Annotated in this window: 23 protein-coding genes; 16 read left to right on the forward strand and 7 right to left on the reverse strand. The window is 41.1% G+C overall.

Translation table 11 applies throughout. From position 1 onward, the window contains the following. The first annotated feature begins 3 nt into the window (after nt 1-3). From infC to E0D95_RS13615, 3 genes are all read left to right on the forward strand, one after another. Nucleotides 4-555: a translation initiation factor IF-3 gene (gene infC / locus E0D95_RS13605; protein ID WP_130804474.1), complete on the forward strand. Its 552-nt coding sequence runs from the start codon at nt 4-6 to the stop codon at nt 553-555. A 219-nt stretch (nt 556-774) separates the two neighbouring features. Continuing rightward, a complete protein-coding gene (locus E0D95_RS13610; RefSeq protein ID WP_130804476.1) occupies nt 775-1,395 on the forward strand; it encodes a glutathione S-transferase N-terminal domain-containing protein in 621 nt (206 codons plus the stop codon). 62 nt (nt 1,396-1,457) lie between these two features. After that, entirely contained in the window at nt 1,458-1,886 is a 429-nt protein-coding gene (locus E0D95_RS13615) for a YqaA family protein (protein WP_130804478.1), read from the forward strand. Nucleotides 1,887-1,917: 31 nt separating this feature from the next. Here the strand turns inward: E0D95_RS13615 and E0D95_RS13620 are convergent, their stop codons facing one another. Both E0D95_RS13620 and E0D95_RS13625 read right to left on the reverse strand, forming a co-directional pair. Further along, nucleotides 1,918-2,655 carry a TonB family protein gene (locus E0D95_RS13620; RefSeq protein WP_130804480.1) on the reverse strand — a complete coding sequence of 246 codons (738 nt, stop codon included), beginning with the start codon at nt 2,653-2,655 and terminating at the stop codon, nt 1,918-1,920. A gap of 152 nt (nt 2,656-2,807) precedes the next feature. Beyond that, on the reverse strand, nt 2,808-4,061 hold the full coding sequence (locus E0D95_RS13625; RefSeq protein WP_130804482.1) for an MFS transporter: 1,254 nt from the start codon (nt 4,059-4,061) through the stop codon (nt 2,808-2,810). A 238-nt stretch (nt 4,062-4,299) separates the two neighbouring features. On the opposite strand from E0D95_RS13625, the gene rpmI reads away from it, so the two are divergent. The 4 genes from rpmI (at nt 4,300) to E0D95_RS13645 (ending at nt 5,729) form a co-directional block, all read left to right on the forward strand. Further along, a complete protein-coding gene (gene rpmI / locus E0D95_RS13630; protein ID WP_002054552.1) occupies nt 4,300-4,494 on the forward strand; it encodes a 50S ribosomal protein L35 in 195 nt (64 codons plus the stop codon). An 11-nt stretch (nt 4,495-4,505) separates the two neighbouring features. Next, nucleotides 4,506-4,865 carry a 50S ribosomal protein L20 gene (gene rplT, locus E0D95_RS13635; RefSeq protein ID WP_000124858.1) on the forward strand — a complete coding sequence of 120 codons (360 nt, stop codon included), beginning with the start codon at nt 4,506-4,508 and terminating at the stop codon, nt 4,863-4,865. A gap of 91 nt (nt 4,866-4,956) precedes the next feature. Continuing rightward, complete coding sequence (locus E0D95_RS13640; RefSeq protein ID WP_130804484.1) at nt 4,957-5,334, forward strand: hypothetical protein; 378 nt, start codon at nt 4,957-4,959, stop codon at nt 5,332-5,334. 197 nt (nt 5,335-5,531) lie between these two features. Further along, nucleotides 5,532-5,729, forward strand: a complete 198-nt coding sequence (locus E0D95_RS13645) for a hypothetical protein (protein WP_130804486.1) — start codon at nt 5,532-5,534, stop codon at nt 5,727-5,729. Nucleotides 5,730-5,817: 88 nt separating this feature from the next. Here E0D95_RS13645 and E0D95_RS13650 read toward each other — a convergent pair whose 3' ends face one another. Then, a complete protein-coding gene (locus E0D95_RS13650; protein ID WP_130804488.1) occupies nt 5,818-6,858 on the reverse strand; it encodes a hypothetical protein in 1,041 nt (346 codons plus the stop codon). A gap of 175 nt (nt 6,859-7,033) precedes the next feature. On the opposite strand from E0D95_RS13650, the gene pheS reads away from it, so the two are divergent. From pheS to E0D95_RS13665, 3 genes are read left to right on the forward strand one after another with little or no spacing between them, the layout of a single operon-like run. After that, nucleotides 7,034-8,014 carry a phenylalanine--tRNA ligase subunit alpha gene (pheS, locus tag E0D95_RS13655; RefSeq protein ID WP_130804490.1) on the forward strand — a complete coding sequence of 327 codons (981 nt, stop codon included), beginning with the start codon at nt 7,034-7,036 and terminating at the stop codon, nt 8,012-8,014. A gap of 33 nt (nt 8,015-8,047) precedes the next feature. Next, complete coding sequence (gene pheT / locus E0D95_RS13660; protein ID WP_130804492.1) at nt 8,048-10,429, forward strand: phenylalanine--tRNA ligase subunit beta; 2,382 nt, start codon at nt 8,048-8,050, stop codon at nt 10,427-10,429. Further along, nucleotides 10,426-10,719: an integration host factor subunit alpha gene (locus E0D95_RS13665; protein WP_004993038.1), complete on the forward strand. Its 294-nt coding sequence runs from the start codon at nt 10,426-10,428 to the stop codon at nt 10,717-10,719. Before pheT ends, E0D95_RS13665 begins: the two co-directional genes overlap by 4 nt. A gap of 511 nt (nt 10,720-11,230) precedes the next feature. Here E0D95_RS13665 and E0D95_RS13670 read toward each other — a convergent pair. The 3 genes from E0D95_RS13670 to trxA all read right to left on the reverse strand — a co-directional run bounded on the left by E0D95_RS13670 (nt 11,231) and on the right by trxA (nt 13,868). After that, nucleotides 11,231-11,527 carry a hypothetical protein gene (locus E0D95_RS13670; RefSeq protein ID WP_130804494.1) on the reverse strand — a complete coding sequence of 99 codons (297 nt, stop codon included), beginning with the start codon at nt 11,525-11,527 and terminating at the stop codon, nt 11,231-11,233. A 413-nt stretch (nt 11,528-11,940) separates the two neighbouring features. Next, nucleotides 11,941-13,209: a transcription termination factor Rho gene (rho, locus tag E0D95_RS13675; protein WP_130804496.1), complete on the reverse strand. Its 1,269-nt coding sequence runs from the start codon at nt 13,207-13,209 to the stop codon at nt 11,941-11,943. A 332-nt stretch (nt 13,210-13,541) separates the two neighbouring features. Next, nucleotides 13,542-13,868 carry a thioredoxin gene (gene trxA / locus E0D95_RS13680; RefSeq protein ID WP_130804498.1) on the reverse strand — a complete coding sequence of 109 codons (327 nt, stop codon included), beginning with the start codon at nt 13,866-13,868 and terminating at the stop codon, nt 13,542-13,544. A gap of 280 nt (nt 13,869-14,148) precedes the next feature. On the opposite strand from trxA, the gene ppx reads away from it, so the two are divergent. From ppx to E0D95_RS13705, 5 genes are all read left to right on the forward strand, one after another. Then, entirely contained in the window at nt 14,149-15,669 is a 1,521-nt protein-coding gene (gene ppx, locus E0D95_RS13685) for an exopolyphosphatase (RefSeq protein WP_130804500.1), read from the forward strand. 74 nt (nt 15,670-15,743) lie between these two features. Beyond that, entirely contained in the window at nt 15,744-16,568 is an 825-nt protein-coding gene (locus tag E0D95_RS13690; protein ID WP_130804502.1) for an acetyl-CoA carboxylase carboxyltransferase subunit alpha, read from the forward strand. Further along, on the forward strand, nt 16,505-17,884 hold the full coding sequence (tilS, locus tag E0D95_RS13695; RefSeq protein ID WP_130804504.1) for a tRNA lysidine(34) synthetase TilS: 1,380 nt from the start codon (nt 16,505-16,507) through the stop codon (nt 17,882-17,884). The genes E0D95_RS13690 and tilS overlap by 64 nt, the downstream gene beginning before the upstream one ends. Then, on the forward strand, nt 17,881-18,717 hold the full coding sequence (gene proC, locus E0D95_RS13700) for a pyrroline-5-carboxylate reductase (RefSeq protein WP_130804506.1): 837 nt from the start codon (nt 17,881-17,883) through the stop codon (nt 18,715-18,717). The genes tilS and proC overlap by 4 nt, the downstream gene beginning before the upstream one ends. Before the next feature lie 16 nt (nt 18,718-18,733). Continuing rightward, a complete protein-coding gene (locus E0D95_RS13705; RefSeq protein WP_130804508.1) occupies nt 18,734-19,300 on the forward strand; it encodes a YggT family protein in 567 nt (188 codons plus the stop codon). A gap of 90 nt (nt 19,301-19,390) precedes the next feature. Here E0D95_RS13705 and polA read toward each other — a convergent pair whose 3' ends face one another. Further along, nucleotides 19,391-22,153: a DNA polymerase I gene (polA, locus tag E0D95_RS13710; protein WP_130804510.1), complete on the reverse strand. Its 2,763-nt coding sequence runs from the start codon at nt 22,151-22,153 to the stop codon at nt 19,391-19,393. A gap of 155 nt (nt 22,154-22,308) precedes the next feature. On the opposite strand from polA, the gene E0D95_RS13715 reads away from it, so the two are divergent. Continuing rightward, nucleotides 22,309-25,191, forward strand: coding sequence for a DUF2339 domain-containing protein (locus E0D95_RS13715; RefSeq protein ID WP_130804512.1), 2,883 nt, complete (start codon nt 22,309-22,311; stop codon nt 25,189-25,191). Nucleotides 25,192-25,214: the final 23 nt, after the last annotated feature.

Raw genomic sequence — 25,214 nt, forward strand, 5'->3', positions numbered from 1 at the left:
AAGATTAAACAGCCTGACCGTAACCAACAACAACCTGCTAAAAGTAATCGTCCAGCAATCAATGACGAGATTCGAGCTAAAGAAGTCCGTCTTGTCGCTGCGGATGGTGAGCAAAAAGGTATTGTAACCTTGGCAGAGGCTTTAAAAGCAGCTGAAGACGTTGAACTTGATCTTGTCGAAATTGTGGCGAATGCTGAACCGCCAGTTTGTAAAATCATGGATTACAACAAGCACTTGTTTGATTTAAAGCAAAAGCAAAAAGATGCCAAGAAAAAACAGCATCAAGTACAGGTCAAAGAAATCAAACTACGTCCAGCAACGGATGTAGGTGATTACCAAGTGAAATTACGTGCGATTTTAAAGTTCCTTGAAGAAGGCAACAAAGTTAAAATCACATTACGTTTCCGTGGTCGTGAAATGGCACATCAACAGCTTGGTTTGGCGCAATTGCAAAAAATCGAAGCAGACGTGACGGATTTTGGTGTAGTAGAACAAGCACCAAAGATGGAAGGTCGTCAAATGGGGATGTTACTTGGACCGAAAAAGAAAAAGTAATCTTCCTACATAAAAAACGCAGCCGAAACGCTGCGTTTTTTTTCATCTATTTGCTGCGAAAAAGCACAATGAATTCTCATTCAATGATTTTATTTAAGGTTGTTAAGCAAAGTCACTGCTAAACTAAATCACTTTTTATAGGTTTAGTACAGGCTAAAAATTGTGCTATAAACGTATACAAAGACTTAAAGATAGAAAAATAGGATAAGCAGGTATTTCATGATAGACCTATATTATTGGGGAACTCCCAATGGCCATAAGATCACCATCGCACTTGAAGAAATGGGACTGGAATATCAGATTTTTCCAATTAATATTTTAGAAAATGACCAGTTTCAACCTGATTTTTTAAAAATTTCTCCTAACAATAAAATTCCTGCCATCATTGACCAAGATGGTCCACATCATGAACCGATATCAATTTTTGAATCGGGTGCAATTTTACAATATTTAGGGCGTAAAACAGGGCTATATTATCCGAGCGATGAGCAAGAGCGGGTTGAAGTCGAACAATGGTTAATGTGGCAAATGGGCGGCTTTGGCCCGATGCTCGGACAAAACCATCATTTTGGTCGATTTGCCAAAGAAAAAATTCCTTATGCAATTGAGCGTTATGTGACTGAAACCAAACGTTTATATAAGGTGTTGAACACCCAGTTAATTGGACAAAAATTTGTGGCAGGTGAGTATTCAATTGCCGATATGGCCATTTTACCGTGGGTGTTACGTTATGAATGGCAATCCATTGACTTAAACGACTATCCTTATGTGAAGGATTATGTCGAACGATTGACTGCACGACCTGCGGTACAAAAAGCGTTATCCATTCAAGTGATTTGATTTTTACTGCAACATGTCTCGATCTTTGATAAAAAGAAACAGCTTTTGTCAAAGATCCATTTATGGCTTATCTATTTTTATTCCTATCTGCATTTGGTGCTGCAACGCTGTTACCACTTCAGTCAGAAACCGTGCTGTTTTCTCTTTTCGTCCTCAAACAGCATTCGGTTATGGCGTTATTGATAGTCGCGACTGTTGGAAATGTACTCGGTTCCTGTGTCAATTGGTGGTTGGGGGTTAAAATTGAATATCTTAAACATAAAAAATGGTTTCCTGTTTCAGAAAACCAATTAGAAAAAGCACAAAATATTTATCACCGTTATGGTTTTTACTCATTATTGCTGAGTTGGCTGCCGGTGATTGGGGATCCGATTACACTCATTGCAGGGGTATTAAAAGAAAGTTTCTGGCGGTTCCTCATCGTGGTGAGTCTGGCAAAAGCAGGGCGTTATTGTTTTATTTACCTGCTTTATGTTGGTGTGATCAACTGACCAGAAAGTGGTCTTTCGAGTCAGTCAGGTTTTAGTGGGTCGAGCATTCATTCAATTTAAAATAGATTTCATCTTTGAGGTTTGATTTTTTAAATAACCAAAGCTTTTTAGGTACGTCAACTTTGGCATTGGTCACTGCTTGCATGACCTGTGCATCCAGAGCATAAATACCAGATCCTTTTTTGATTTTGACTTTAGTCGTTTCGCCTTGTTGATTCACTTTAAAATCAAAGCGCACTAGGCGATCTTTCCCTTTAAGTTGCTCACGCGGTATGTTTAAAACAGGTTGCTGAACATACTGAAAAGGCACCGATTTTCCATATTGTTGTCTGAGCCAATTTTTTGAAGCAAAAGAGTAAACACATTCGGTCGTCGTATCATTTTCTTTATAGTCTAGATTAAAAGTTTGATACCCAATGGTAGAAATCAAATTACCATCTTGTTGAAAAGGTTTTACCTTGGCATGTTCTGTGGCTTTGACCAGCAAGGCATCCAGCTTTTTAATGCCTGTACTTTCCTGAACGTTGACTTGAGTCACTGTGCCTGTTTCATCAGCAGCAACACGTAAAATAGCTGCTCTATCTTGGCCTTGTAAATCTGCATTATCATAATTGAGCTTTGGAAATTCACGCCATTCAATACGTGTCGTTAAATGAGCGGGTAGTGCGGAGCTTTTTTGTGGTGCAAGTTGAGACGAGTTCTCTTTGGCATTAACCTGAGTTACGACGATACCTGCAAAAAGTGCAAGGCAAAAAATAGATTGTTTCATCTTAAATGGTTTTGGTTGTTAAAGCATTGTGGCGCAGTATTCCCTGTTCAGGAAATACACGCAACAAAAAAATGCAGACTAAAGCGTATCTGAGAGCAAATCACCTCATTTCAGTGGGAAACAGTCATAAAACTGACTCTTGCTATAAACAGTTAGTGATCTGAGCCTTTATTAATATCCACATGGAACAAGTCCTTGGTTTTAGTCCAGCTTAAGACCACTACGGCCAATGTCATACAGCCGCCAAAAATGGTAGCGGCGATGGTTCCCATATATTTCGCAGCCAAACCCGACTCAAATGCACCCAGTTCATTACTACTGGAGACAAACATGCCATTCACCGCAGCTACACGACCTCGCATATTTTCTGGTGGAAAAATTTGCAAAATCGTTTGACGTACTACGACAGAAATACTATCGCAAGCCCCAGTCATCGCCAGAGCAAAGAGTGACAGCCACATATGATTTGAAAAAGCGAAAATGATGGTAAATACGCCAAAACCTGCGACTGCCAATAGCATATTGCGCCATGCGTGATGCGTGGGTGGAAACTTGGTTAAGGCAATCATGGTCAATAATGCGCCAATAGAAGGCGCAGCCCGCAAATAACCTAAACCTTCTGGGCCAACTTTTAAAATATCTTCGGCAAAAATAGGCAGTAAAGCGATGACACCGCCAAAAAGCACAGAAACTAAATCTAAAGAAATCGCCCATAATACAATTTTGGTTTTTAAAATAAACCGGAATCCTTCCCCCAGACTTGACCAGATATTTTCATGTTCAATGGCAGGGAAGGTTCTATTTTTCAATAATAAAATGAGACAAAAGCAGCTAAATAAAAGAATAGAAACGCTGAATAAACTGGTTTCACGACCTAAAAATGCCAACATAAAGCCACCTAACATTGGCCCCAAAATTACGCCACTTTGCCAGCCGATGGTGGTCCACGTTGCACCGTTGGCATAAAGTGCTCGGGGAATCAAAAATGGTTTAAGTGAGGTTGCCGATGGACTGTAAAAACCACGAATGACACCAAAGCAGAAAATCACCGCATAAATCCCCAGTGCCAGAGTATGTACACTGATTTGATTTAGTCCATATAAGTGAAACAGGCTCCAAAGTACCAATGGCAATGGAAAGGAAAAAAACAAACAGATTTTCATAATCCGCTGCTTATTAAATTTATCTGCCACATAGCCCCCAAAAAGCGACAGGCTAATAAAGGGAATGGCTTCTGCTAAACCAATCAATCCAAGTGTTAAAGGGTCTCGGGTCAATTGATATAAAGAATAGGCGACAATAATTTCCTGAATCAAAATGGCAAGTGTCAGACAAAATTGATTAACAGTAATAATGGAGAAATCACGATATCGGAGTGCGGCAAAAGCATCCTGCTTGGCTTTCATAACTATCGTATATTGAGAATATTGGTTTAATTATAAAGCTCTATTCTTAAAAAATGACGAAACATACAAATTTAAAACCAAGACTTTTCTGAAGTTTTGAAGGACTTGAACCTGATTCAAATTTTATCTTGAATTGCTTTTGTTTTGAGCAAAGATGCTATATCATACTGCCTTCCTTACCTGCAGGTCGATTTGCAATGGTGCAAACGCGCCGAACAGGTGCCTAAAAGAGGTTACTATGGCTAAGTTAAAAACTCGCCGTGGTGCAGCTAAACGCTTCAAAGCGACTGCAAACGGTTTTAAGCGTAAACAAGCGTTCAAGCGCCACATCTTGACCAAAAAATCTGCTAAACGTATCCGTCAATTACGCGGCTGTGTAATGGTTCATGTTTCTGACATGAATTCAGTTCGTCGTATGTGCCCATACATCTAAGGAGATTATAAATGGCTCGTGTAAAACGTGGTGTAGTGGCTCATCGTCGTCACAAAAAAATTCTTGCTCGCGCTAAAGGTTACTATGGTGCTCGTTCACGCGTTTATCGCGTAGCGTTCCAAGCGGTAATCAAAGCTGGTCAATACGCTTACCGTGACCGTCGTCAGAAGAAACGTCAATTCCGTGCTTTATGGATTGCGCGTATCAATGCGGGTGCTCGTCAAAACGGTTTGTCTTACAGCCGTATGATCGATGGCTTGAAAAAAGCTCAAGTGATCATCGACCGTCGCGTATTAGCTGACATCGCTATGCATGATGCAGTAGCATTTGCTGCTTTAGCTGAAAAAGCGAAAGGCGCATTAGCTGCATAAGCTTAGAGATTCAAAGGAGACCGCTTTTTAGCGGTCTTTTTTATGTCACGCATTTGTCTTTGTATTTGATAATAATTTTTAGAGTTTTAAAATGCGTAAACAATATCATTTCCGTGAAGTGGGTGAAGATAGTTATATTTGGGATGTGCATCGGCTTGTCGCCTTATCCAAAAACTTAAAGACCAAAAAAGTCTTTCTCAGTCAAATTATCGAGTTAAATGAAGCCTATTGGTTTCCAGAGCAAGTCCCCACCACACAGCAAATTCTTGATCATATTCAACTCATCGAACAGGCAGATTTAGCCTATCCCATTATTCTAAGCGCAGATGGTCGTGTTATGGATGGTATGCATCGGGTGGCTAAAGCAAAGCTACAGGGTGATTTGGAGATTATCGCGGTACAATTTGAGCAAACGCCTACCCCTGATTTTATCAATGTGCATGAAGATGACTTAAATTATAATGAATAAAGTTATAAGGTTTTAATGAAGTGTCTTTCATCACGATTTAAATCCTATTTATTTTTTTTCTTAAAAGAGAAATAAAAATAGACTGATGACAGAAATCCATTGAATTTAAAATTACACAACATCAACATGTTGAAATAGACATCGCCCTTCAAATTTTTCTACAGTAAAGTTCATGAAAAGCAAAGGCGAAGAAAAAAATGTTAGTCAGTGTAGAAGGTTTAGAACAAGGAACAATAGAGACAGAACTGAGTATTTTGCCGAGAAAAGGTGAAACAATCCGAATCTTTTATGGACCTGATGCAGAGGTTGAAGGTGAAATTGAAAATGTTCATCACATTGTCAATCAACATGATGGTGGGCATAAAGTGATTATAAAAATTCGACCTACTTTTTAATGCAAGATTCGTGTTCTTATGGCTTTATCTAAAACCTAGATCTATCCTTTGTTTCAATGCAGTAAAGTGAAGTCTAGGTTTAACTAGACTATAGACCAAAATAATAGGCACAAGCGCAAATAATAATCGTCAAAATAATCAGTTTAATGACAGCAGATGAACTGACTTTATGAGGTGGATGATGAGATTCAGAGCGAGATTTGCTCTGTAATATCGTCTGGGTCTGTGGATCAAGTGGTGATGCAATTTCAACTGCTGTACGCTGTGCAGATTTGTAATGATTGGCAATTTTAACAATCAGTTTGGCATTTAAGTCGTCGAGCTTTTGAGAAAAATTACGTAGATTAATCTGATCTTCAGGCGTGAGCATTTCACCAGATTCACGGTACGGATGCAGACGCAAATGCTCGATAAAGTTCGCTAGAGCCTCGGTGCGGTGCAAAAGCTCATGTGCCACATCTGCTGCATAATCAGTTGGAATCAATGCCAGATATTGCATGTCTTGCAAGGTTGAACCATCAGGTTTGTGTACAAGATTCGCTTCTATTCCATAATAGGGTAAATCCCGATTGGCTGGTTCAACAAAACCTTGCGCATATTTACTTCGAAAGAGTTCATTTTCAATAAATGTTTGAATTTCATCCCAGTCAGATTCTTTTAAATCGGCTTCAATTTTTTTGCAGAGTTTATCTGATAAATCAAAACGCCAAAAAGTTTCCTGATGCAAGGTGGCTTGCTGTGATGCTGGAATTTCAAAGTCATTGTCACTGAAGTACCATTCGGCAAGCTCTTTACCTAAAATCCATGCAGTTTTTTTATTTTTCTCATGACTTACAATAAAGTGTGCAAAGGGCAATAGTTCTACATTGGCATTCGGATTCTGTTCATCAGTCAGTAGATTTGAGAGATGTAGGCTAATACGATAGACGCCCTGTTTTTTTAACCCTTCGAGCCAGACCTGAAAATGTTGGGCGAGCAAATGTTGGGAGTGAAGATCACGGAACTGAAAATAATGCTGATAAAAAATAGAATGTTGTAACCAACGGTTAAAACTAAGTTCGTGGCTGAGATATTCATTGCCAAAAGTAACCAGTGTCAGTTGTTGTTTCCAGATTTGATCAAGTGCCATTGTTCAGTTTTCTTGTCCATACTGTTTTCAATCTTATACGTTTTATCATTCATATGACTAGAGGAAGATATCATTCCGTGTAATTTTCCTGTGTTTGATCTTCATCATTGTGCCGAAAAACTGTTAGAATGCAGAGTTTTATTTTATTTATAACTTTGTTGCTTTGAGAGTTACTATGTCACTGGAAGCCCTGACCACCGACGCGCTTGCTGCCATTGCAGCGGCTCAAGACCTTGCTGCACTCGATCAGGTTCGAGTTCAATTTACAGGGAAAAAAAGCCAGCTTGCAGAGCAATCGAAAGCATTGGGCAAAATGGATCCTGAAGAGAGAAAAACTCAGGGGGCGGCCATTCATGCCGTTCGTGAAGCGATCAATAGTGCATTCACTGAACGTCAAAATGCATTGCAACAAGCCGCATTACAACAAAAATTGGCGAGCGAAACCATTGATATTACTTTGCCGGGACGCGGTCAGCATACGGGTAGTATTCATCCAGTTATTCAGGTGCAGGAACGTATTTGTCAGTTCTTCACCAAAGCAGGTTTCATGGTTGCGACAGGTCCAGAAGTTGAAGATGATTATCATAACTTTGAAGCCTTAAATATTCCGGGACATCACCCTGCGCGCGCCATGCATGATACGTTTTATTTTGATGCCAATCATTTGCTACGTACACATACTTCTGGCGTACAAATTCGTACCATGGAAACCACGCAGCCACCGATTCGTATTGTGTGTCCGGGACGTGTTTATCGCTGTGACTCAGATCAAACACATTCGCCGATGTTTCATCAGATTGAAGGTTTATATGTTGCAGAGAACACCAGTTTTGCTGAACTAAAAGGTTTACTGGTTAATCTGCTCAATGAATTTTTTGAAAAAGATTTGAAAGTACGTTTCCGTCCATCTTATTTCCCGTTCACAGAACCAAGTGCTGAAGTGGACATTATGGATGAGCGCGGTCGCTGGTTAGAAGTTTTAGGCTGTGGCATGGTACATCCAAATGTATTACAGGCAGCAGGAATTGATCCTGAAAAATACAAAGGCTTTGCCTTTGGTTTAGGGGTAGAACGTTTTGCAATGCTACGTTATGGCATTAACGATTTGCGTATGTTCTACCAAAATGATGTGCGTTTCTTACGCCAATTTGCTTAAACATTTTTCAGAATTAAATAAGGTTTTATACAAATGAAAATTAGCGAAAACTGGTTGCGCACTTGGGTTAACCCAGCGATTGATAGCGACACTTTGGCTGACCAATTGACGATGCTTGGTCTGGAAGTCGATGAACTTACTCCTGTAGCTAAACCATTTACAGGTGTGGTGGTGGGTGAAGTTCTTACCGTTGAACAACATCCAGATGCAGATCGCTTGCGTGTGACCACGGTCAATATCGGTTCGGACGAAACTTTGCAAATTGTCTGTGGTGCGCCGAATGTACGTGTGGGCATGAAAGCACCTGTAGCGACCATTGGTGCAGTATTACCGGGCGACTTTAAAATTAAAAAAGGCAAACTACGTGGTGTGGAATCACAAGGAATGCTCTGCGGTGCTTCAGAAATTGATTTAGAAGATAAAATCGATGGTTTGCTGGAGTTGCCTGATGATGCGCCAGTGGGTGTCAATGTTCGTGACTATTTAAAACTTGATGACAATGTCATTGATATCAGTATTACGCCAAACCGTGGTGACTGTTTTAGTATTCGTGGAATTGCCCGTGAAATTGGTGTGATCAATCAGTTATCTGTTACTCAGCCTGAAATTGCAACGGTTGAGGCAGTCATTGCCGATCAAAAACAAGTGCAATTGGCAACCGATGGCGCACCTCGCTATTTGGGTCGTATTGTTAAAAATGTCAATGTCAAAGCCCCTACACCTGCGTGGATGGAACAAGCTTTAGCACGTTCAGGCATTCGTACCCATAGTATTTTGGTGGATATTACCAACTATGTATTGATGGAACTGGGACAGCCGATGCATGCCTTTGATTTGGCGAAATTGCAAGGCGATATTCAGGTACGTCAAGCTCAGTCGAATGAAAAGTTGATGTTACTGAATGAACAGGAAGTTGAACTCAATCCTGACATTATGGTGATAGCTGATAACGCGAAAGTCTTGGCAATTGCAGGAATCATGGGCGGTCTTGAATCGAGCGTCACCGATGATACTCAAGATATTTTCCTTGAAAGCGCATTCTTTGCACCTCTTGCGATTGCTGGTCGTGCGCGACGTTTCGGTTTGCATACGGATTCATCACAACGCTATGAACGTGGGGTTGATTTTGAACTGCCAATGCTGGCAATGATTCGTGCTTCGCAATTAATTCAGCAATATGCGGGTGGTGAATTTGGTCCAATCAGCTCAGCTGAAAAGACTGAGTTATTGCCACAGCGCAAAGCAATTGAATTGAATCAGGCGCAGGTCGATGCACTACTTGGTTATCAGGTCGATGCGGAGTTTATTGCTGATGCTTTAACGCGTCTGGGTTGTGTAGTCACGGTGAAAGCGCAAGGTGAATGGTCAGTTGTGCCACCATCACATCGTTATGATATGGTGATTTATCAAGACTTGATTGAAGAAGTTGCACGTATTCATGGTTATGACAATATTCAAATTCGTCTGCCACAAATCGATGTGAAATTTAGTGCTTATCAGGATGGTTTTGAACAAGATCAATTGCGTCAAACCATTGCGACATTAGGCTACCAAGAAGCGATCAGTTTTAGCTTTGCTGACTTAAAACTGGAAAAACAACTGAACCCAGCCGTAAATCCGCTGGCATTAGCCAACCCGATTTCAAGTGATTTAGCCGTGATGCGCAGTACCTTGCTGTCGAGCTTGATTCCATGTGTACAATACAACTTAAATCGTCAGCAAAATCGTGTGCGTTTGTTTGAATTAGGCTTACGTTTTGACTACCAAAATGCCCAGTCGATTCATGATTTAAAACAAATCCCAACTTTGGCTTTAATTGCGGTGGGTTCTCACATTCCAGAGCAATGGCATGCGAAAGCTCAAGCGATGGATTTCTTTGATCTCAAAGGCGAGGTTGAACAGATTTTAGCGGCAGGTCGCGTACAGGTTGAATACATCCGTTCTGAACGTGCTTGGTTACATCCGGGACAATCTGCTGAAATCGTCGTAAATGGTCAATCGATTGGCTATTTAGGACGTTTACATCCATCACTTGAAAATGATCTGGATTTAGGTGTAACTTGGGTAGCAGAGTTAGATCAAAGCGCAGTTTTGCAATCTTATGTATCTAATTTTACAGAATTATCACGTTTTCCATCAGTTCGACGTGATATTGCGCTATTAATCAGTGATAATATAAATGTGAGTGATATTCAGCAGTTAATTAAACAAACAGGTGGAGACCTTCTGGATTCTAGTTGGTTGTTTGATGTGTATACGGGTCAAGGTGTTGAGCAGGGCAAACGTTCTTTAGCATTTGCACTACTATGGCAACATCCTTCACGTACGCTTGAAGATGCTGAAATTAAATCAGGTATGGATCAAATTATAGAAGTGTTGGAAAACACTTATCAAGCGACATTGAGGGCCTCATGACAGCATTAACTAAAGCAGACATGGCGGATCATTTAAGTGAGCTCACGAGCTTAAATCGTCGTGAAGCAAAACAAATGGTTGAGTTGTTCTTTGACGAAATTAGTCAGGCATTAATTGCTGGCGAACACGTCAAACTTTCGGGTTTTGGTAATTTTGAATTGCGTGACAAGCGTGAACGCCCGGGACGCAATCCTAAGACTGGTGAAGAAATTCCGATTTCTGCCCGTCGTGTGGTCACCTTTAGAGCGGGTCAGAAGTTTAGACAGCGCGTAGGAAATGAGCAGGATTAACCTGCTCTTTTTTTATTTTATCTGGACGATATTGAGCCGACTTTAAAACATAACCGTTTCTAATTTTTTATTTTTATACAAATACTTCTCTTGATCTGAAAGTGCTAGACCGTTTGATTTTGTTGCTTATCTTCATCTAGCTGATCATCTTAATTAAATTCTCAGATATATCTTAAATCCTAATTATACGCTGATTCTATGGTACGAAATGATGATGGATCTTTAATTTAAGCTCCAATAGAAATAGCCTCGAGCTCAGTCTTCGTTTTGCTTATATTCTCAAAGTGTTTGGAGTATGAGTTAAATCATCATTTTTTTAATGGTAATCAAGCTGCTTTCAAAATATTCAACGTTCGAGGGGGAAGGTAATCGATAAGTGAATTATAAATTAGAAAGCATTGATAAAAATCCGTTTGAGTTTTAATTATTCTTACAGGAATTTATCTATAAATTTAAATGAAAAAAGAGAGCTAAAAAGCTCTCTTTTTGAACTGCTAATCTAAAAACTAGATTAGTGAGCAGCTTCAGATGCAGCAGCAGCAGCGTCTGTAGCTGAACCAGCAGCATCAGTTGCAGCAGCAGCAGCTGTGTCAGCAGCAGCAGCAGCGTCAGATGCAGCAGCAGCAGCTTCTGGAGCAGAAACAGCAGCAGCGTCAGTTGCAGCAGCAGCAGCTTCAGATGCAGCAGCAGTAGCTTCAGATGCAGCAGCGTTAGCGTCAGCAGCAGCTTCGTCAGTTTTCTTTGCACAACCAACGAAAGCTAAAGTAGTAGCGATAGCAGCAGCAATAGCGATTTTTTTGAATAACATGGCATCACTCTCATAAAATTTGTGAGATTAAAAAAAACCGGTGTCAAACTGTTTGTGCTTTAATTATTCCTAAACGAAGCTAGGTAACAACGCATAGAGCAGTCTAACTGGTCTGCAAATATGCTATCATTGCCTATAAGGAAATACTACTGGCTGGCATTAAAAATCACTAAAAAAACCGATAAAATGAAGATCTTTTTAACAGATAATAACAATTAAAGTCGTCATTTATATTGGATAATTAATAGTTAAGAGTTTAAAACATAAGCATTTTTTGAAGCGTTGCTTAAAATTTATCATGTGGTTACACGTGCTTTAACATTTTAAACTATCAATTGTATATTTATGTAATAAAAGTCAACCAAAACAAAAGGCTGTCATCAAGACAGCCTTTTATCAAAAAACACAAAATTTTAGTTCGCAGCTTTTCGTTTCATTTGATCAAAAAAGTCATCATTGGTTTTGGTTTCTTTCATACGATCAAGCAAGAATTCCATTGCTGCCAATTCATCCATAGGATGAAGCAGTTTGCGAAGAATCCAGACTTTACGAAGATTATCTTCATCCATCAAACGTTCTTCGCGACGTGTGCCTGATTTTTTGATATTCATGGCAGGGAAAACACGCTTTTCAGCAATACGACGATCCAGCGTGATCTCTTGGTTACCTGTCCCTTTGAATTCTTCGTAGATCACTTCATCCATCTTACTGCCAGTTTCAATCAGTGCAGTTGAGATGATGGTCAATGAACCGCCTTCTTCAATATTACGTGCCGCACCAAAGAAACGTTTTGGACGTTCAAGTGCATGGGCATCGACACCACCGGTCAAGACTTTTCCTGAAGATGGAATGACCGTGTTATAAGCACGTGCCAGACGCGTAATAGAGTCCAGCAAAATCACCACATCTTTTTTGTGTTCGACCAGACGTTTGGCTTTTTCAATGACCATTTCAGCCACCTGAACGTGACGTGCTGGTGATTCATCAAAAGTAGATGCGACCACTTCACCACGCACACTGCGTTCCATTTCTGTGACTTCTTCTGGACGTTCATCAATCAGAAGTACAATCAGGAAAACTTCAGGATTATTACGAACAATAGACTGCGCAATGTTCTGTAATAACATGGTTTTACCCGCTTTTGGCGGTGCCACGATAATCGAACGTTGACCCTTACCAATTGGAGCGATCAAGTCAACTACACGTGCAGTTAAATCTTCTGTAGTTCCGTTCCCTAACTCCATAATCAGTTGTTCAGTTGGGAAAAGCGGGGTTAAGTTTTCAAAAAGAATTTTATTGCGAGAATTTTCTGGCGTATCGTAGTTAATCTGGTTGACTTTTAGCAACGCAAAATAACGTTCGCCTTCTTTAGGTGGACGAATGGTTCCTGTGATGGTATCGCCTGTGCGCAAATTAAAACGGCGAATTTGCGATGGACTGACATAAATATCGTCTGGGCCTGCAAGGTAAGAACCCGCAGCTGAACGTAGAAAACCAAAACCATCAGAGAGGATTTCGAGAACACCATCACCAAAGATTTCTTCGCCATTCATGGCATGGCGTTTTAAAATGGCAAAAATAATGTCTTGCTTACGATTACGAGCCATTCCTTCAAGGCCCATAAACTCAGCAATCTTGATCAGTTCGCCAATCGGTTTTTTCTTGAGTTCGGTTAAATTCATAAGTGTTCAGATTGATAAGGAAAATAGTGGAGTCAGATAAGAGAAGTAAAAGTCAGCCGCAAGTAATCAAATGCGAAATATACGCACTTGCATAGTCACAAACGCAGAAGTCAGGTTGATTGTTTCGGTAAGAAATAATTAAAACAATTGCTATTGCCGAATGGCGATCTTATGTTTTGTGTCTTGCTTGTAAGAAGGCAGGTGAAGTGATTTTCCTTCAGCACTTCTTGCTCAAGAAATATATGCCAGATCAGTGAGTTTGTCAATTTTTCAGCAAAAAAAATACGCTATTAAAAATAGCGTATTCATTTATAAAGTCATTAAACTCAAACTTAAGCATTTTCATCAAGAAATGCAGCAAGTTTAGAACGTGGCGCAGCACCAACTTGTTGTGCAACCACCTGACCATCTTTAAATAAAAGAAGTGCAGGAATGTTACGGATATTATATTTCACCGCAGTGTCTTCACAAGAAGTCACGTCAACTTTCACAATTTTTACTTTACCTTCGTATTCTTGAGACAAGTCTTCAAGTACAGGAGCGATCGCTTTACATGGCGCACACCAAGCCGCCCAGAAGTCGACGAGTACAGGGATTTGTGAATCGAGAACATCTGCCTGAAAATCAGCATCAGTGGTATTTACGATATTAGCAGACATAGCTTGCTCCGAATTTTTTGAAAATTTTTAATCTAGAAGGTTAGTCAATCTATCGGCATAAAGTATTACATAGCCTTCTAGGTCAATGTAAGGGTTGTTTTACATTATTCAAGGATTCAGTTACTTTGTCTAATAGATGTTGGCAATGTTGTTGATCGTGTAGAGCAATGCTAGCACCTCATTACTTGATAAAAATACAGTGCACAGTTTGGCAAAAATGGCTTTTCAATTGTATGTATGTGAATTACTCTAAGCGACAATTCTGTAGGGGTTAATTTCAATGGCTGATTTTTTAATTGATGAAGAATTACTTGCTGCCATCGACATGGGATCAAATAGTTTCCACTTAGCCATTGCACGTGTAGACCATGGTGAAGTAAAAAAAGTCGCATCGATGTCCGAAAAAGTGCAATTAGCAGCAGGTCTGGATGAAAATAAAAATTTAACTGAAGCCGCACAGCAACGTGGTTTGGCATGTTTAGCCCGTTTTGTTGGGCGTCTTGGCTCTGTACAGCCAAATCGTTTAAGAATTGTGGCAACCAATGCCTTGCGTCAGGCAAAAAATGGTCATGAATTTATTCAAAAAGCAGCTGAAATTTTACCCAAACCGATTGAAATTATTGCAGGTCGTGAAGAAGCCCGTTTAATTTATCTGGGGGTATCGCACACCATGGCCAATGGTGGACGTCGTTTGGTCATCGATATTGGTGGTGGTTCAACTGAGCTGATTATTGGTGAAGAGTTTGAACCCATTCAGACTGAATCTTTGCAAATGGGCTGTGTGGCATATACCAAAGCTTTTTTCCCCGAAGGTGACATTAGCGCTAAAATTTTTGATAAAGCGGTCACGGCTGCACGTAAGGAACTTTCTGCAATCGCCAATACTTATAAAGCTGAAGGCTGGGACACAGTTGTGGGTTCATCAGGAACCATTAAAGCGGCCAAACAGATTATGGTCAATCTGGGCTTGAGCGATGAACAGGAAAATGTGACCCGCGAAGGTCTGGAAAAACTCAAAGACAAGCTTCTTAAATTTAAACACAGTGCTGAAATCGATTTTGAAGGTTTGAAGGATGACCGCCGAGCAGTTTTGCCAGCGGGTTTAGCAATTTTATATGCGGTTTTTGATGTTTTAGAGATCGACAAACTGGCCTATTCAGATGGTGCATTACGCGAAGGGGTCATGTATGACTTACTTGGTCGTTTTAAACATGAAGATATTCGTGATCGTAGCGTACAAGCCTTAATGGGGCGTTATAACGCCGATTTAAAACAGGCAGAGCGTGTGGTGAATACGGCGCAACAATTGTTTGATCATGTGGCAGAGCCGCTTGATTTAAGCAGTGAAGACAGTGACTTATTGCGCCGCGCCGCGTATTTGCACGAAATTGGTCTAGCGATCAGTCATGGGGGCTATCATCGTCATGGTGCATATTTATTGCAACATTCAGACATCCCGGGCTTCTCACAAATTGACCAAAATCATCTTTCTTTATTGGTGGCGCATCATCGTCGTAAGTTACGAAATGACGCTAAACAGGACGTTTTAAGGGGCGGCGGGATAAAATTGGTCTATCTATGCCTGTTACTTCGTTTGGCGGTTTTACTCAATCATAGTCGTAGCGATCAGATGCTTCCTGCCATTGAATTGACCGTACTAAATAGTCAACAATGGCAACTTAGCGTTTCTGGTGATGCAAAACAATGGCCGCTGCTGGTTGCCGATCTGCATGATGAGCAAGAGCAATTTAAGCATTGGGACATTGAGTTGGATATTCAGTCGGAAAAATTTATCGATTAACTCGACTTGGTTGGGCGATTGCGCATGTGTAATATGCAGCCAATACGCCCCAATTTAGGGATAATACTCGACTTATGAAAAGTAAAGCTGCTCAGTCTAAAGCGTGGAAAACCGTGCAAATTGCACGACATCCTGATCGACCACAATTTCTGGATTATGTCGGTGAAATTTTCACTGAATTTGATGCCTTGCATGGCGATCGGCTATTTGGTGATGATGGCGCAATGGTCGGTGGCTTAGCACGTTTTGAAGGCCGCCCAGTCATGGTGGTGGGTCAGCATCGTGGTCGCAGTACCCGTGAAAAATTAAAACATAATTTTGGGATGTCAAATCCGGAAGGCTATCGTAAATCGCAGCGTTTATTGGACATGGCAGAGCGTTTTAACCTGCCTGTATTTACTTTTATCGACACCATGGGTGCATATCCGGGTGTGGGAGCTGAAGAACGTGGTCAGGCCGAAGCGATTGCAACCAGTTTGGCGCAGCTATCAAACTTGAAAGTCCCTGTCATTGCAACAGTTTTGGGTGAAGGGGGTTCAGGTGGTGCGTTAGGAATTGGCGTCGCTGACCGTGTGATTATGCTATCACACAGCATTTACTCGGTGATTTCACCAGAAGGCTGTGCTTCGATTTTATGGAAAACGGCAGAAAAAGCTGAACAGGCCAGTGATGCTTTAGCATTGACCGCCGATAAACTGCAAAAGATTGGTATAGTCGAATATGTGGTGGATGAAGGTGAAGGTGCACATTTACATCCAGAACAAGTTATGCAAAACCTGCAAGCTGTGTTAAAAGAAGCGTTGGATGAATTGCTACCGATGGATGCAGATGAACGATGCGAAGCACGTTACCAGCGTTTAATGAAATTTGGCAGCGACAATTTAGGTCTGAGCTCTTAAATCAAGCTGAACAGTTTCCACCTGAAACGACGTTTTTAATTGGATGCAGTGGTGGCATGGACTCCATGCTGTTGCTGCATTTAATGTCTCTTGTTTTTCCTACGCGCGTTCGTGCAATTTATATCGATCATCAATTACAAGCACCTAGCCATGAATGGGGCATTTTTGTGCAACATTATGCACAACAACTGAATCTTCCGATTATTATTCAAAAAGTTGAGGTTGCCTCAGGTAATCTGGAAAATCAGGCACGTAACGCGCGTTATGCGGCATTTCAACAGCATTTAAAACCACATGATATTTTAGTTTTGGCACATCATCAGCAAGATCAGGCTGAAACGCTATTCTTGCGTTTATTGTCGGGGGCTGGGGTAGGCGGTCTGGCTGCAATGCAACAACTGGAATCTCGTGAACATTTTCAATTATGGCGACCTTTTTTATTATTATCACGTCAACAAATTGAATCATGGTCACTGCAACTCAATTTGCCATTTGTACAAGATCAGAGCAATTTTGATATTCAGTATGATCGGGCATGGTGTCGTCAACAAGTCTGGCCCTTATTGCAACAGCGTTTTCCCAAAATGCAGCATGCTTTGAGCCGCACCAGTCTGTTAATGCAGGATGCCGAAAGTATATTGCAGGATGTTTTAGTACAGGACTTGCAATATTGTGGCAATAGCATCCAGATTGATCTGGAAAAATTACAACAACTCAGTTTGCCTCGACAACGTCAGCTTTTATCTGCTTGGATGAAAGGAGAAGCAGAATATCGACCTGCTTTCGATATGGTGGAACGTATTCAGCAAGAAGTGATTCATGCCAGAGCGGATGCGCAAGCGGCTTTGCATTGGAATGACCACTACTATGTGCGCTATCAAAAACAACTGTATCGGATCACTCAATTTTTGTATTTAGCTGCAAAAAATTCTGCTCATGCTGTGGATAGCATTTGTTTGGAGATGGATCAAATCGTCCAGTTGGCTTCAGGTCATTTTAAAGTTGCGTCTGCTGAAATTGGTCTATCTGCTGACTTATTCAAGCAAAACTTAACGATACACTCGCGTCAGGGTGGTGAAAAAATTCATTTATATGGTCGTATTGGGCACTGGCCATTAAAAAAAGCCATACAAGAGGCACAAATTTTGCCGTGGTTACGTCATACAATTCAAATATTAGCCATAGATAATGTTATGCTAGGGGTTTTTACCCCCAAAGGGTTTTGGTTAGCACAATCGACGTATTGTGAAGTTGGCGGTTGGTTGCCATATTTAAGTTCTGAGATAGATAATTTGCGAGTTGAGCGTAATTCATGAATGCGACATTAAATTCAAATATCACATTTATTGGTGGTGGTAATATGGCGCAAGCCCTGATTGGTGGCTTGCTGGCACGTGGATTACCAACAACTCGAATTACGGTATCTGACCCTGTTGAGGCGATTCGTCAGCTCTTGCAGGAAAAAGAAATTCAGGCAGTGGATGATAATGTTCAAGCCATTAAAAATGCCGATATCGTGGTATTGGCAGTCAAACCACAGGTTTTAGGTGCGGTGCTCAAACCTTTACAAGGTTTATTTGATGGTAAGTTGATTGTTTCGATTATTGCTGGGGCGGAAATAGACACGATTGCTGCACTCACTGGGACTGATCGAATTGTACGCGTGATGCCAAATACGCCTGCTTTGGTTCAGACAGGGGCACACGGTTTATATGCCAATGACAGCGTTTCAACGCAGGATCGCGAATTGGCCAGTCAGATTTTGGCGGCAACAGGTTTAACCATTTGGGTCAACTCAGAAGCACAAATTGATGCAGTGACAGCCGTTTCTGGCTCAGGCCCAGCTTACTTTTTTTATTTAATGGAAAGTATGATTCGTGCTGGAAAAAATATGGGGCTCGATGAAAAAGTGGCAACTGCTTTGACTTTGCAAACCGCATTAGGTGCTGCGCAAATGGCAATTACCAGTTCCAATACGCCTGCTGAATTGCGTAAAAATGTGACCTCTCCAAATGGCACTACCCAAGCGGCACTTGAGGTATTTGATCGCGCCCAGATTTCTCAAAATATTCAGTCAGCACTCGCTGCTGCGCAAAAACGTAGTCAAGAATTAGCACATGAGCTAAGTGACAGTACCAAGACTCATTAAGTAGGAAAGTAACAGTATGGCGAGTTCTGCGCTTATTTTTGGTATTTTAATTAATGTTGCCATTTTATTGGTGTTCTTTCGCTTTTTAATGCAGTTGACTGGTGTGAGCCCTTATAATCCAGTGGTTTTATCAACGGTTAAAGCAACACGAATTGTCGATATTTTTAGTCGTATTTTTCCTACGGTAGGCAAAGGTCGCGTGAATCTTGCGGCAATTGCTCTGCTCGTGGTTTTATATCTGTTGAAAATTTTTGGGTTGATGTATCTTTCCGGCGCGATGCCGAACAGTCCGATTCATTTATTGATTTTGACTTTTGTGACCATGATTCAGGACTTAATTCGTTTCTGTCGCTATTTGATTTTTGCGACCATTATTTTGAGTTGGGTGGTGATGTTTACTCAATCACGTTCACCGTATATTGAAGTGATTCAGGAGTTGGCTGAACCTTTACTTGCACCATTTCGCCGTTTATTGCCAAATATGGGCATGATTGATCTTTCTCCGATTATTGCATTTTTGGCGTTGTATATTGCTGAAATCTTAATGAATGAAGTGGCGAAAATTTTACTGACTGGGCTATAAAACTGAGTTAATTTTTGAAAGCATAAATTCAGATGAAACAAAGGCCGATTGAATCGGCCTTTGTTTTGTTTCTACTAAATATAAATAAAATTAATGCGCTTCTTCCCAATTTAAGCCTTTACCGACTTCAACCACCAAAGGTACAGAAATTTCAACCACAGATTGCATGGTTTCAGCAAGTTTAGGTGCAAGTTCATCCGCCAGATCTGCATCGACTTCAAATACGAGTTCATCGTGGACTTGCAGTAATAATTTAGCTTGATCTTTAGGTAACATTTTATCCACTTCAATCATCGCCAGTTTAATAATATCGGCGGCACTCCCTTGGAGTGGCGCATTAATCGCGGCACGTTCCGCACCTTTACGTACCATCATATTGCGGGCATCGATGTCTGGCGTATAGAGACGACGTCCTAAAATGGTTTCCACAAAACCTTGTTCTAGTGCCACCTGACGGGTACGTTGCATATATTCATAAATACCCGGATAGCGATGGAAATATTGTTTGATATAATTTTGTGATTCTTCACGGGTAAAACCCAATTGACGAATCAAACCAAACTCGGACATACCATAGAGCAGGCCAAAGTTGACCGCTTTGGCTTGGCGGCGTTGATCGTTGGTGACTTGTTCGAGTGGAATATTCAAGACTTCCGCGGCAGTACGACGATGCACATCTTGACCATGTTGAAAGGCATCGAGTAAAGCTTCATCTTGAGAGAAATGTGCCATTAAACGCAGTTCGATTTGTGAATAATCGGCTGCCAATAATACGCGGCCTTCTGGTGCAATAAAGGCTTTACGAATTTGACGACCAATTTCGCCACGAATTGGAATATTTTGCAGGTTGGGATCAGAAGATGACAAACGTCCCGTTGCAGTTAAAGCTTGATGATAACTGGTGTGTACCCGATGTGTTTCATTATGCGACTGCTCCACCAAACGATCGGTATAGGTATTTTTCAGTTTGGATAAAGTACGATGTTCTAAAATCACTTCTGCAATCGGATGTTCGACTTTTTCCAGAATACTTTCACTGGTACTGTGCTGACCTGTAGCAGTTTTTTTGCCGCCTTTTAGCCCCATTTTATCAAATAAAATTTCGCCGACTTGTTTTGGAGAGCTGACATTAAACGTTTCACCTGCCAGTTCAATCGCCTGATTTTCCAGTCCTTGAATGGTTTCAGTAAATTCAAGGCTCAATTGTCCCAAAAAGGCGTGATCCAGTTTAATGCCTGCTTCTTCCATCCCTGTAAGAATACGCGCAACAGGCATTTCAATGTTGTAGAGAATATTTTCGAGTTCAGGAGAAGCTTTTAGTTTTTCGGCCAAGACTTCATATAAGCGATAAGTAACATGTGCATCTTCGGCAGCGTAGTGTGCAGCCACTTCAATGTCGATTTGATTAAAGGTTTTCTGTTTGACGCCTTTACCTGCAATTTGTTCAAAGGTCGTAGTGAGGTGACTTAAATACACCCGTGCCACATCATCCATCCCATGACGAGTCGCGACAGAATTAAGCACATACGACGCTAGCATGGTATCAAAATACCAGCCTTTCAGCTCAATACCGTGATTGGCAAAAATATGTGCATCATATTTCAGATGGTGTCCAATTTTTTTGACATTATCATTTTCCAGAATTGGCTTGATCTGTGCCAAGACTTGCTCACGATCAAGCTGTTGTGGTGCATTTTCATAATCATGTGCCAATGGGACGTAGTAAGCATCGTTGGCATCAAAAGCGACTGAGAAACCGACCATTTCAGCAACACGGTAATCCAGACTGGTGGTTTCAGTATCAATCGCAAAACGCTGTTCAGTTTGCATGCGCTTGAATAAGGCATCCCATGCATCCTGAGTCAAGACGGTATGGTAATTTGCTGTCCCTAATTGATCATCATCACTGGTCAGACTCGCTTGATCTTCAGTTTCAACAGTCTGCTGTGTTTCAGCCTTGGCGATTTCTTTATTAATTTCCTTATAGCTTTGACTGACTGGATTGTTTGGATGATCCAGTGATTGCAACTGATTTCTAAATTCAAGTTCAGTATATAAGTTGCGCAGGGTGTCGACATGCGGCTCACGAAGTTGTAAGTCATCCCAAGTCAAAGCAATATCTAAATCACAAACAATACTCGCCAGTTGATGATCAATCGCGATTCCATCGGCATTATCTTTGATATTTTGTCCGACTTTACCTTTAATCTGATCGACATTTTCTAAAATGCCACCAATTGAACCATATTCAGTGAGCAGTTTGGCGGCGGTTTTCGCCCCGATTCCCGGGACACCCATAATGCCATCTGAGGCATCGCCCATTAAGGTCAGATAATCAATGATCTGGTTCGGCCAGACGCCAAACTTATCAAACACCCCCTGAATATCCATCGGTTTGTCTTTAAAACTGTCTTCGAGGGTCACTTTTTCAGTGACCAGTTGCGCCATGTCTTTATCGCCTGTTGAAATCAGGACTTGTTGGCCTTGTTTTTCAGCACGTTTTGCCAGAGTCCCAATAATATCGTCGGCTTCTGCACCCGGCAGCATATATAGAGGAATTCCCAATGCTTTGATCAACGCATGTAAATACGGAATTTGTTGGGCTAATTCATCGGGCATGCTAGGACGATCACCCTTATAAATAGGCGAAAGTTCATGTCGAAAGGTTGGTTCTGGGGTATCAAAAATCACTGCCATATGTGTCGGTTGAGTACGACGCATCAATTTTTGAATCGCAGAGATCGCACCACGAATTGCATTGGTTTGTAATCCTGTTGAGGTCGTCAACGGTGGGAGTGCATGAAATGCACGAAATAAAAAATAAGACCCATCAACCAAAACAAATGGTGGCATCGAATACTTCCTTCATCACAATTGGGTCTTATTCTACGTGAAAATGGAGCGAAATGTGGAACTTCGATTTGTAGAGAGTTTTGTATGGCTAAATATACGCTGCAAAGAGGATGAGGTAAGATAGCCTTAAAAACAAATGAGTTCGTTTTTTGATCATGTATAAAAATGACAAGCATACTGCCACGATGGTCATCCTTATTCTTACCGTAGCTCTAGGAGCCGCTTGGCTTTTCGATATTCAAAATGCAGTCATCGTGTTGATGGTACTGTTATTATTTTTTGTCGTACAGCAATTCAATGCTTTTGAACGTCGTCTTCAGCAACTTGAACAACAATATCAAATCACTGTGCCTGTGGCGGATCTGAATTTACCGAAATGGGGCATATATTTAGGCACATTAATCGGGATAAGTGGCGTCTATTTACATGCCACCTCGGCTATTTGGGTTGGCATCGGGTTGCTGTTGCTGAGTCTGATTCAAATGTTAAATGTGATAAATGAGCGTCTGAGCAAACTTGAAAATCAAAAACAACTGCAACCGACTACATTGAATGTAACGATGGCTCCCGTGCAAGCGAATCCTTCAGCGCCGTCTGATGCACCTGAATGGTTTCAAACTCATGCTGATTCTCAAGATAGTCAGCCAACAATAGCCAGTTTAGCGAATGATCAAAACCCTGATTTGATTGCGCCAAGTTCAGCATTTCAAAAACAGGTATGGTGGCAACCTGCACGGGATTGGTTGCTGCATGGCAATCCAATTTTAAGGGTGGCGATTGCGTTGTTAATGATTGGTGTGGTGTTGCTATTACGGTTTGCCAGTGAACATTGGCAACTCAGTTTAGCGATGAAATTATCGGGCATTGCTGTCACTGGGGCAGCATTGACGGCATTGGGTTATTATTTAAGAAAAAAGAATGCATTGTTTGCTGTTGCGTTGCAAGGGGCGGGTTTGGCAGTTGTTTTTCTCACTTTAATTTTTGCGCACCATTATGCAGTGATTGAAAGTTTAAGCATCGCAAGTATTGGATTTGCCGTGCTATTGATCATCACGGTTGCTTTAAGTTTAAAACAGAATGCAGTTTATTTAGCGATTCTTGCATTAAGCATGGCTTATCTTGCGCCTTTAGTCATTCCACAATATCGTCCAGACAGCATCTTTTTGTTGAGTTATTACCTGCTGATTAATCTGGCTGTGGCAGCAATCAATGTGATTAAGCCGTGGAAAATACTGAATCAAATTGCTTTTTGTGCTACTGGATTGTTGGCTGGCAGCATCATTGTTTTATATGCCAGCCCCACGCAATATCATACCCTTGATCTTATTTTATGGCTGCATATCGCTGTGTTTATCTGGCTCAGTGTGCGTTATAGCCAGCTCATTCAGAAAGAATATCGTTCTTTAAAGGATCAAGCTAAAGATCAGGCTTTTAATTATTCGTTTGCAAATCATCAGCAAGGTGTTCAACTGCCACCTTTGCTGGATGTGGGCCTGATTTTTAGTGTGCCGATTTTTGGATTTTCTTTGCATGCATTTTTAGTACAACAATCGAGTCTGGCATTGACCTGCGGTGCAGCATTACTCGGACTGACTTATGCGGCATTAGGATGGTGGGTTAAACAAAAACAATCTGAGCTGTCGATTTTAGCCAAAAGTTTTTTTATTTTGGCAGTGGCATTTATCGCACTGATTTTTCCTTTTTACCAAGGCGTGCATTGGACAGCAACAGGCTGGGTGGTACAAGGCACGGCTTTAATTGTCTGGGGTGTTTCCGAGCGTTATCGTTTAAGTCGTTATCTCGGCATCATTTTAGTGATCCTGAGCTCATTCGCTTTGTTCTATCAAGTCTGGTCAGATGAACATTTCCCAGTTTTAAGCACCACGATTTATGCGATTGCTCAATTTATTTCAGCTTATGCTTTATTTCGTCATAGCTCCTCAAGTCCTTATTCATCCGTTTTTGCCAGTATTTTTTTGTGTTTGGCTTTGTATTCGGGTGCAGTCGCAGCTGTGGAGTTCTTGGACTGGCATGGACAGGGGTTGAGTCCTTATTTGGCGATTGCCGCATTGTTATATTTAGGTTTTACAGTGGTTGTTTATTTACAGGCGCGTTTAAATTGGCAAATTTCACAGTTGGTCATCGCTAGCCTGCTATTGTTATTGTGTCTCGTGGAACTTATTCAACAAGGACTATTTACACATTTTCACTGGACGACTCCGTTACAGCGCATCAGTTTTTTTATTGCGACATTCATCATTGCTTCACTGTTGATTGGACTTCAAAAAACACGAGCGCAGCAAATGGATTCGACATTGAATGCTTATTGGGCGGGCTTATTATGGTTGAGTTTAGCTGTGATTGGGCCAGCACTTTGGTCAAATGCGGTTTTATTGTCTTTTGCTGTGATGCCTGTTTTGTATAGTGTCTGGCTATTTAAACAACGTCATTTTATTGTGCTGGATCAGTTTCCAGTTTGGGTATTGACGTGGTGGTGGTTATTGCTCGTGAGTCTGAGTGATCAGGTTTTTGTAGCTTATTACCTGCCTATAGTTAACCCAGTCGATGTTTTGTCTTTACTCATGTTAGCTGGCTTGCTATGGATGATCTATCATCATGATTGTAGTGCGCAGCGTAAATCTGTCGAATGGCGAGATAAAATCTTGAGTATTGTCATGGCTCTATGTGTATTGAGTAGCATCGTCGTTCGCGCTTTACATATCTATTTAGCCACGCCACTTTGGAGTTGGTCAATTTGGTCGAATGGTACCGTACAACTCAGTTTGACTTTACTTTGGGTCATTTTGGCTTTTGTGCTCATGACTTTTTCCAGTCAACGTCAGATTCGTCAGCTTTGGTTTGTTGGTGCCGCCTTACTTGCAATTGTGGTGATTAAACTGGTTGCGCTGGACTTATCGCAGAGTGGTACTTTGACTCGAGTGATTTCTTTTATTGGTGCAGGAGGAGTGATGTTGGTAATTGCTTATTTGGCACCACTGCCTCCAGTTCAGACCATACAGGAGACGAGTGAAAAATAAGATAAGAGTTTTTTAAACATGAA

Origin of the sequence: Acinetobacter ihumii, from assembly GCF_900625095.1 — a bacterium.
Classification (GTDB): Bacteria; Pseudomonadota; Gammaproteobacteria; order Pseudomonadales; family Moraxellaceae; genus Acinetobacter; species Acinetobacter ihumii.

Coding starts and splice junctions, on each gene's coding strand:
- tilS (WP_130804504.1), top strand. CDS start 16,505: ATGCGAAGCACGTTACCAGCGTTTAATGAAATTTGGCAGCGACAATTT.
- E0D95_RS13715 (WP_130804512.1), top strand. CDS start 22,309: ATGTATAAAAATGACAAGCATACTGCCACGATGGTCATCCTTATTCTT.
- polA (WP_130804510.1), bottom strand. CDS start 22,153: ATGCCACCATTTGTTTTGGTTGATGGGTCTTATTTTTTATTTCGTGCA.
- proC (WP_130804506.1), top strand. CDS start 17,881: ATGAATGCGACATTAAATTCAAATATCACATTTATTGGTGGTGGTAAT.
- E0D95_RS13670 (WP_130804494.1), bottom strand. CDS start 11,527: ATGTTATTCAAAAAAATCGCTATTGCTGCTGCTATCGCTACTACTTTA.
- rplT (WP_000124858.1), top strand. CDS start 4,506: ATGGCTCGTGTAAAACGTGGTGTAGTGGCTCATCGTCGTCACAAAAAA.
- ppx (WP_130804500.1), top strand. CDS start 14,149: ATGGCTGATTTTTTAATTGATGAAGAATTACTTGCTGCCATCGACATG.
- E0D95_RS13665 (WP_004993038.1), top strand. CDS start 10,426: ATGACAGCATTAACTAAAGCAGACATGGCGGATCATTTAAGTGAGCTC.
- E0D95_RS13610 (WP_130804476.1), top strand. CDS start 775: ATGATAGACCTATATTATTGGGGAACTCCCAATGGCCATAAGATCACC.
- E0D95_RS13615 (WP_130804478.1), top strand. CDS start 1,458: ATGGCTTATCTATTTTTATTCCTATCTGCATTTGGTGCTGCAACGCTG.
- pheT (WP_130804492.1), top strand. CDS start 8,048: ATGAAAATTAGCGAAAACTGGTTGCGCACTTGGGTTAACCCAGCGATT.
- E0D95_RS13625 (WP_130804482.1), bottom strand. CDS start 4,061: ATGAAAGCCAAGCAGGATGCTTTTGCCGCACTCCGATATCGTGATTTC.
- E0D95_RS13645 (WP_130804486.1), top strand. CDS start 5,532: ATGTTAGTCAGTGTAGAAGGTTTAGAACAAGGAACAATAGAGACAGAA.
- rpmI (WP_002054552.1), top strand. CDS start 4,300: ATGGCTAAGTTAAAAACTCGCCGTGGTGCAGCTAAACGCTTCAAAGCG.
- E0D95_RS13650 (WP_130804488.1), bottom strand. CDS start 6,858: ATGGCACTTGATCAAATCTGGAAACAACAACTGACACTGGTTACTTTT.
- pheS (WP_130804490.1), top strand. CDS start 7,034: ATGTCACTGGAAGCCCTGACCACCGACGCGCTTGCTGCCATTGCAGCG.
- E0D95_RS13620 (WP_130804480.1), bottom strand. CDS start 2,655: ATGAAACAATCTATTTTTTGCCTTGCACTTTTTGCAGGTATCGTCGTA.
- trxA (WP_130804498.1), bottom strand. CDS start 13,868: ATGTCTGCTAATATCGTAAATACCACTGATGCTGATTTTCAGGCAGAT.
- E0D95_RS13640 (WP_130804484.1), top strand. CDS start 4,957: ATGCGTAAACAATATCATTTCCGTGAAGTGGGTGAAGATAGTTATATT.
- rho (WP_130804496.1), bottom strand. CDS start 13,209: ATGAATTTAACCGAACTCAAGAAAAAACCGATTGGCGAACTGATCAAG.
- E0D95_RS13690 (WP_130804502.1), top strand. CDS start 15,744: ATGAAAAGTAAAGCTGCTCAGTCTAAAGCGTGGAAAACCGTGCAAATT.
- E0D95_RS13705 (WP_130804508.1), top strand. CDS start 18,734: ATGGCGAGTTCTGCGCTTATTTTTGGTATTTTAATTAATGTTGCCATT.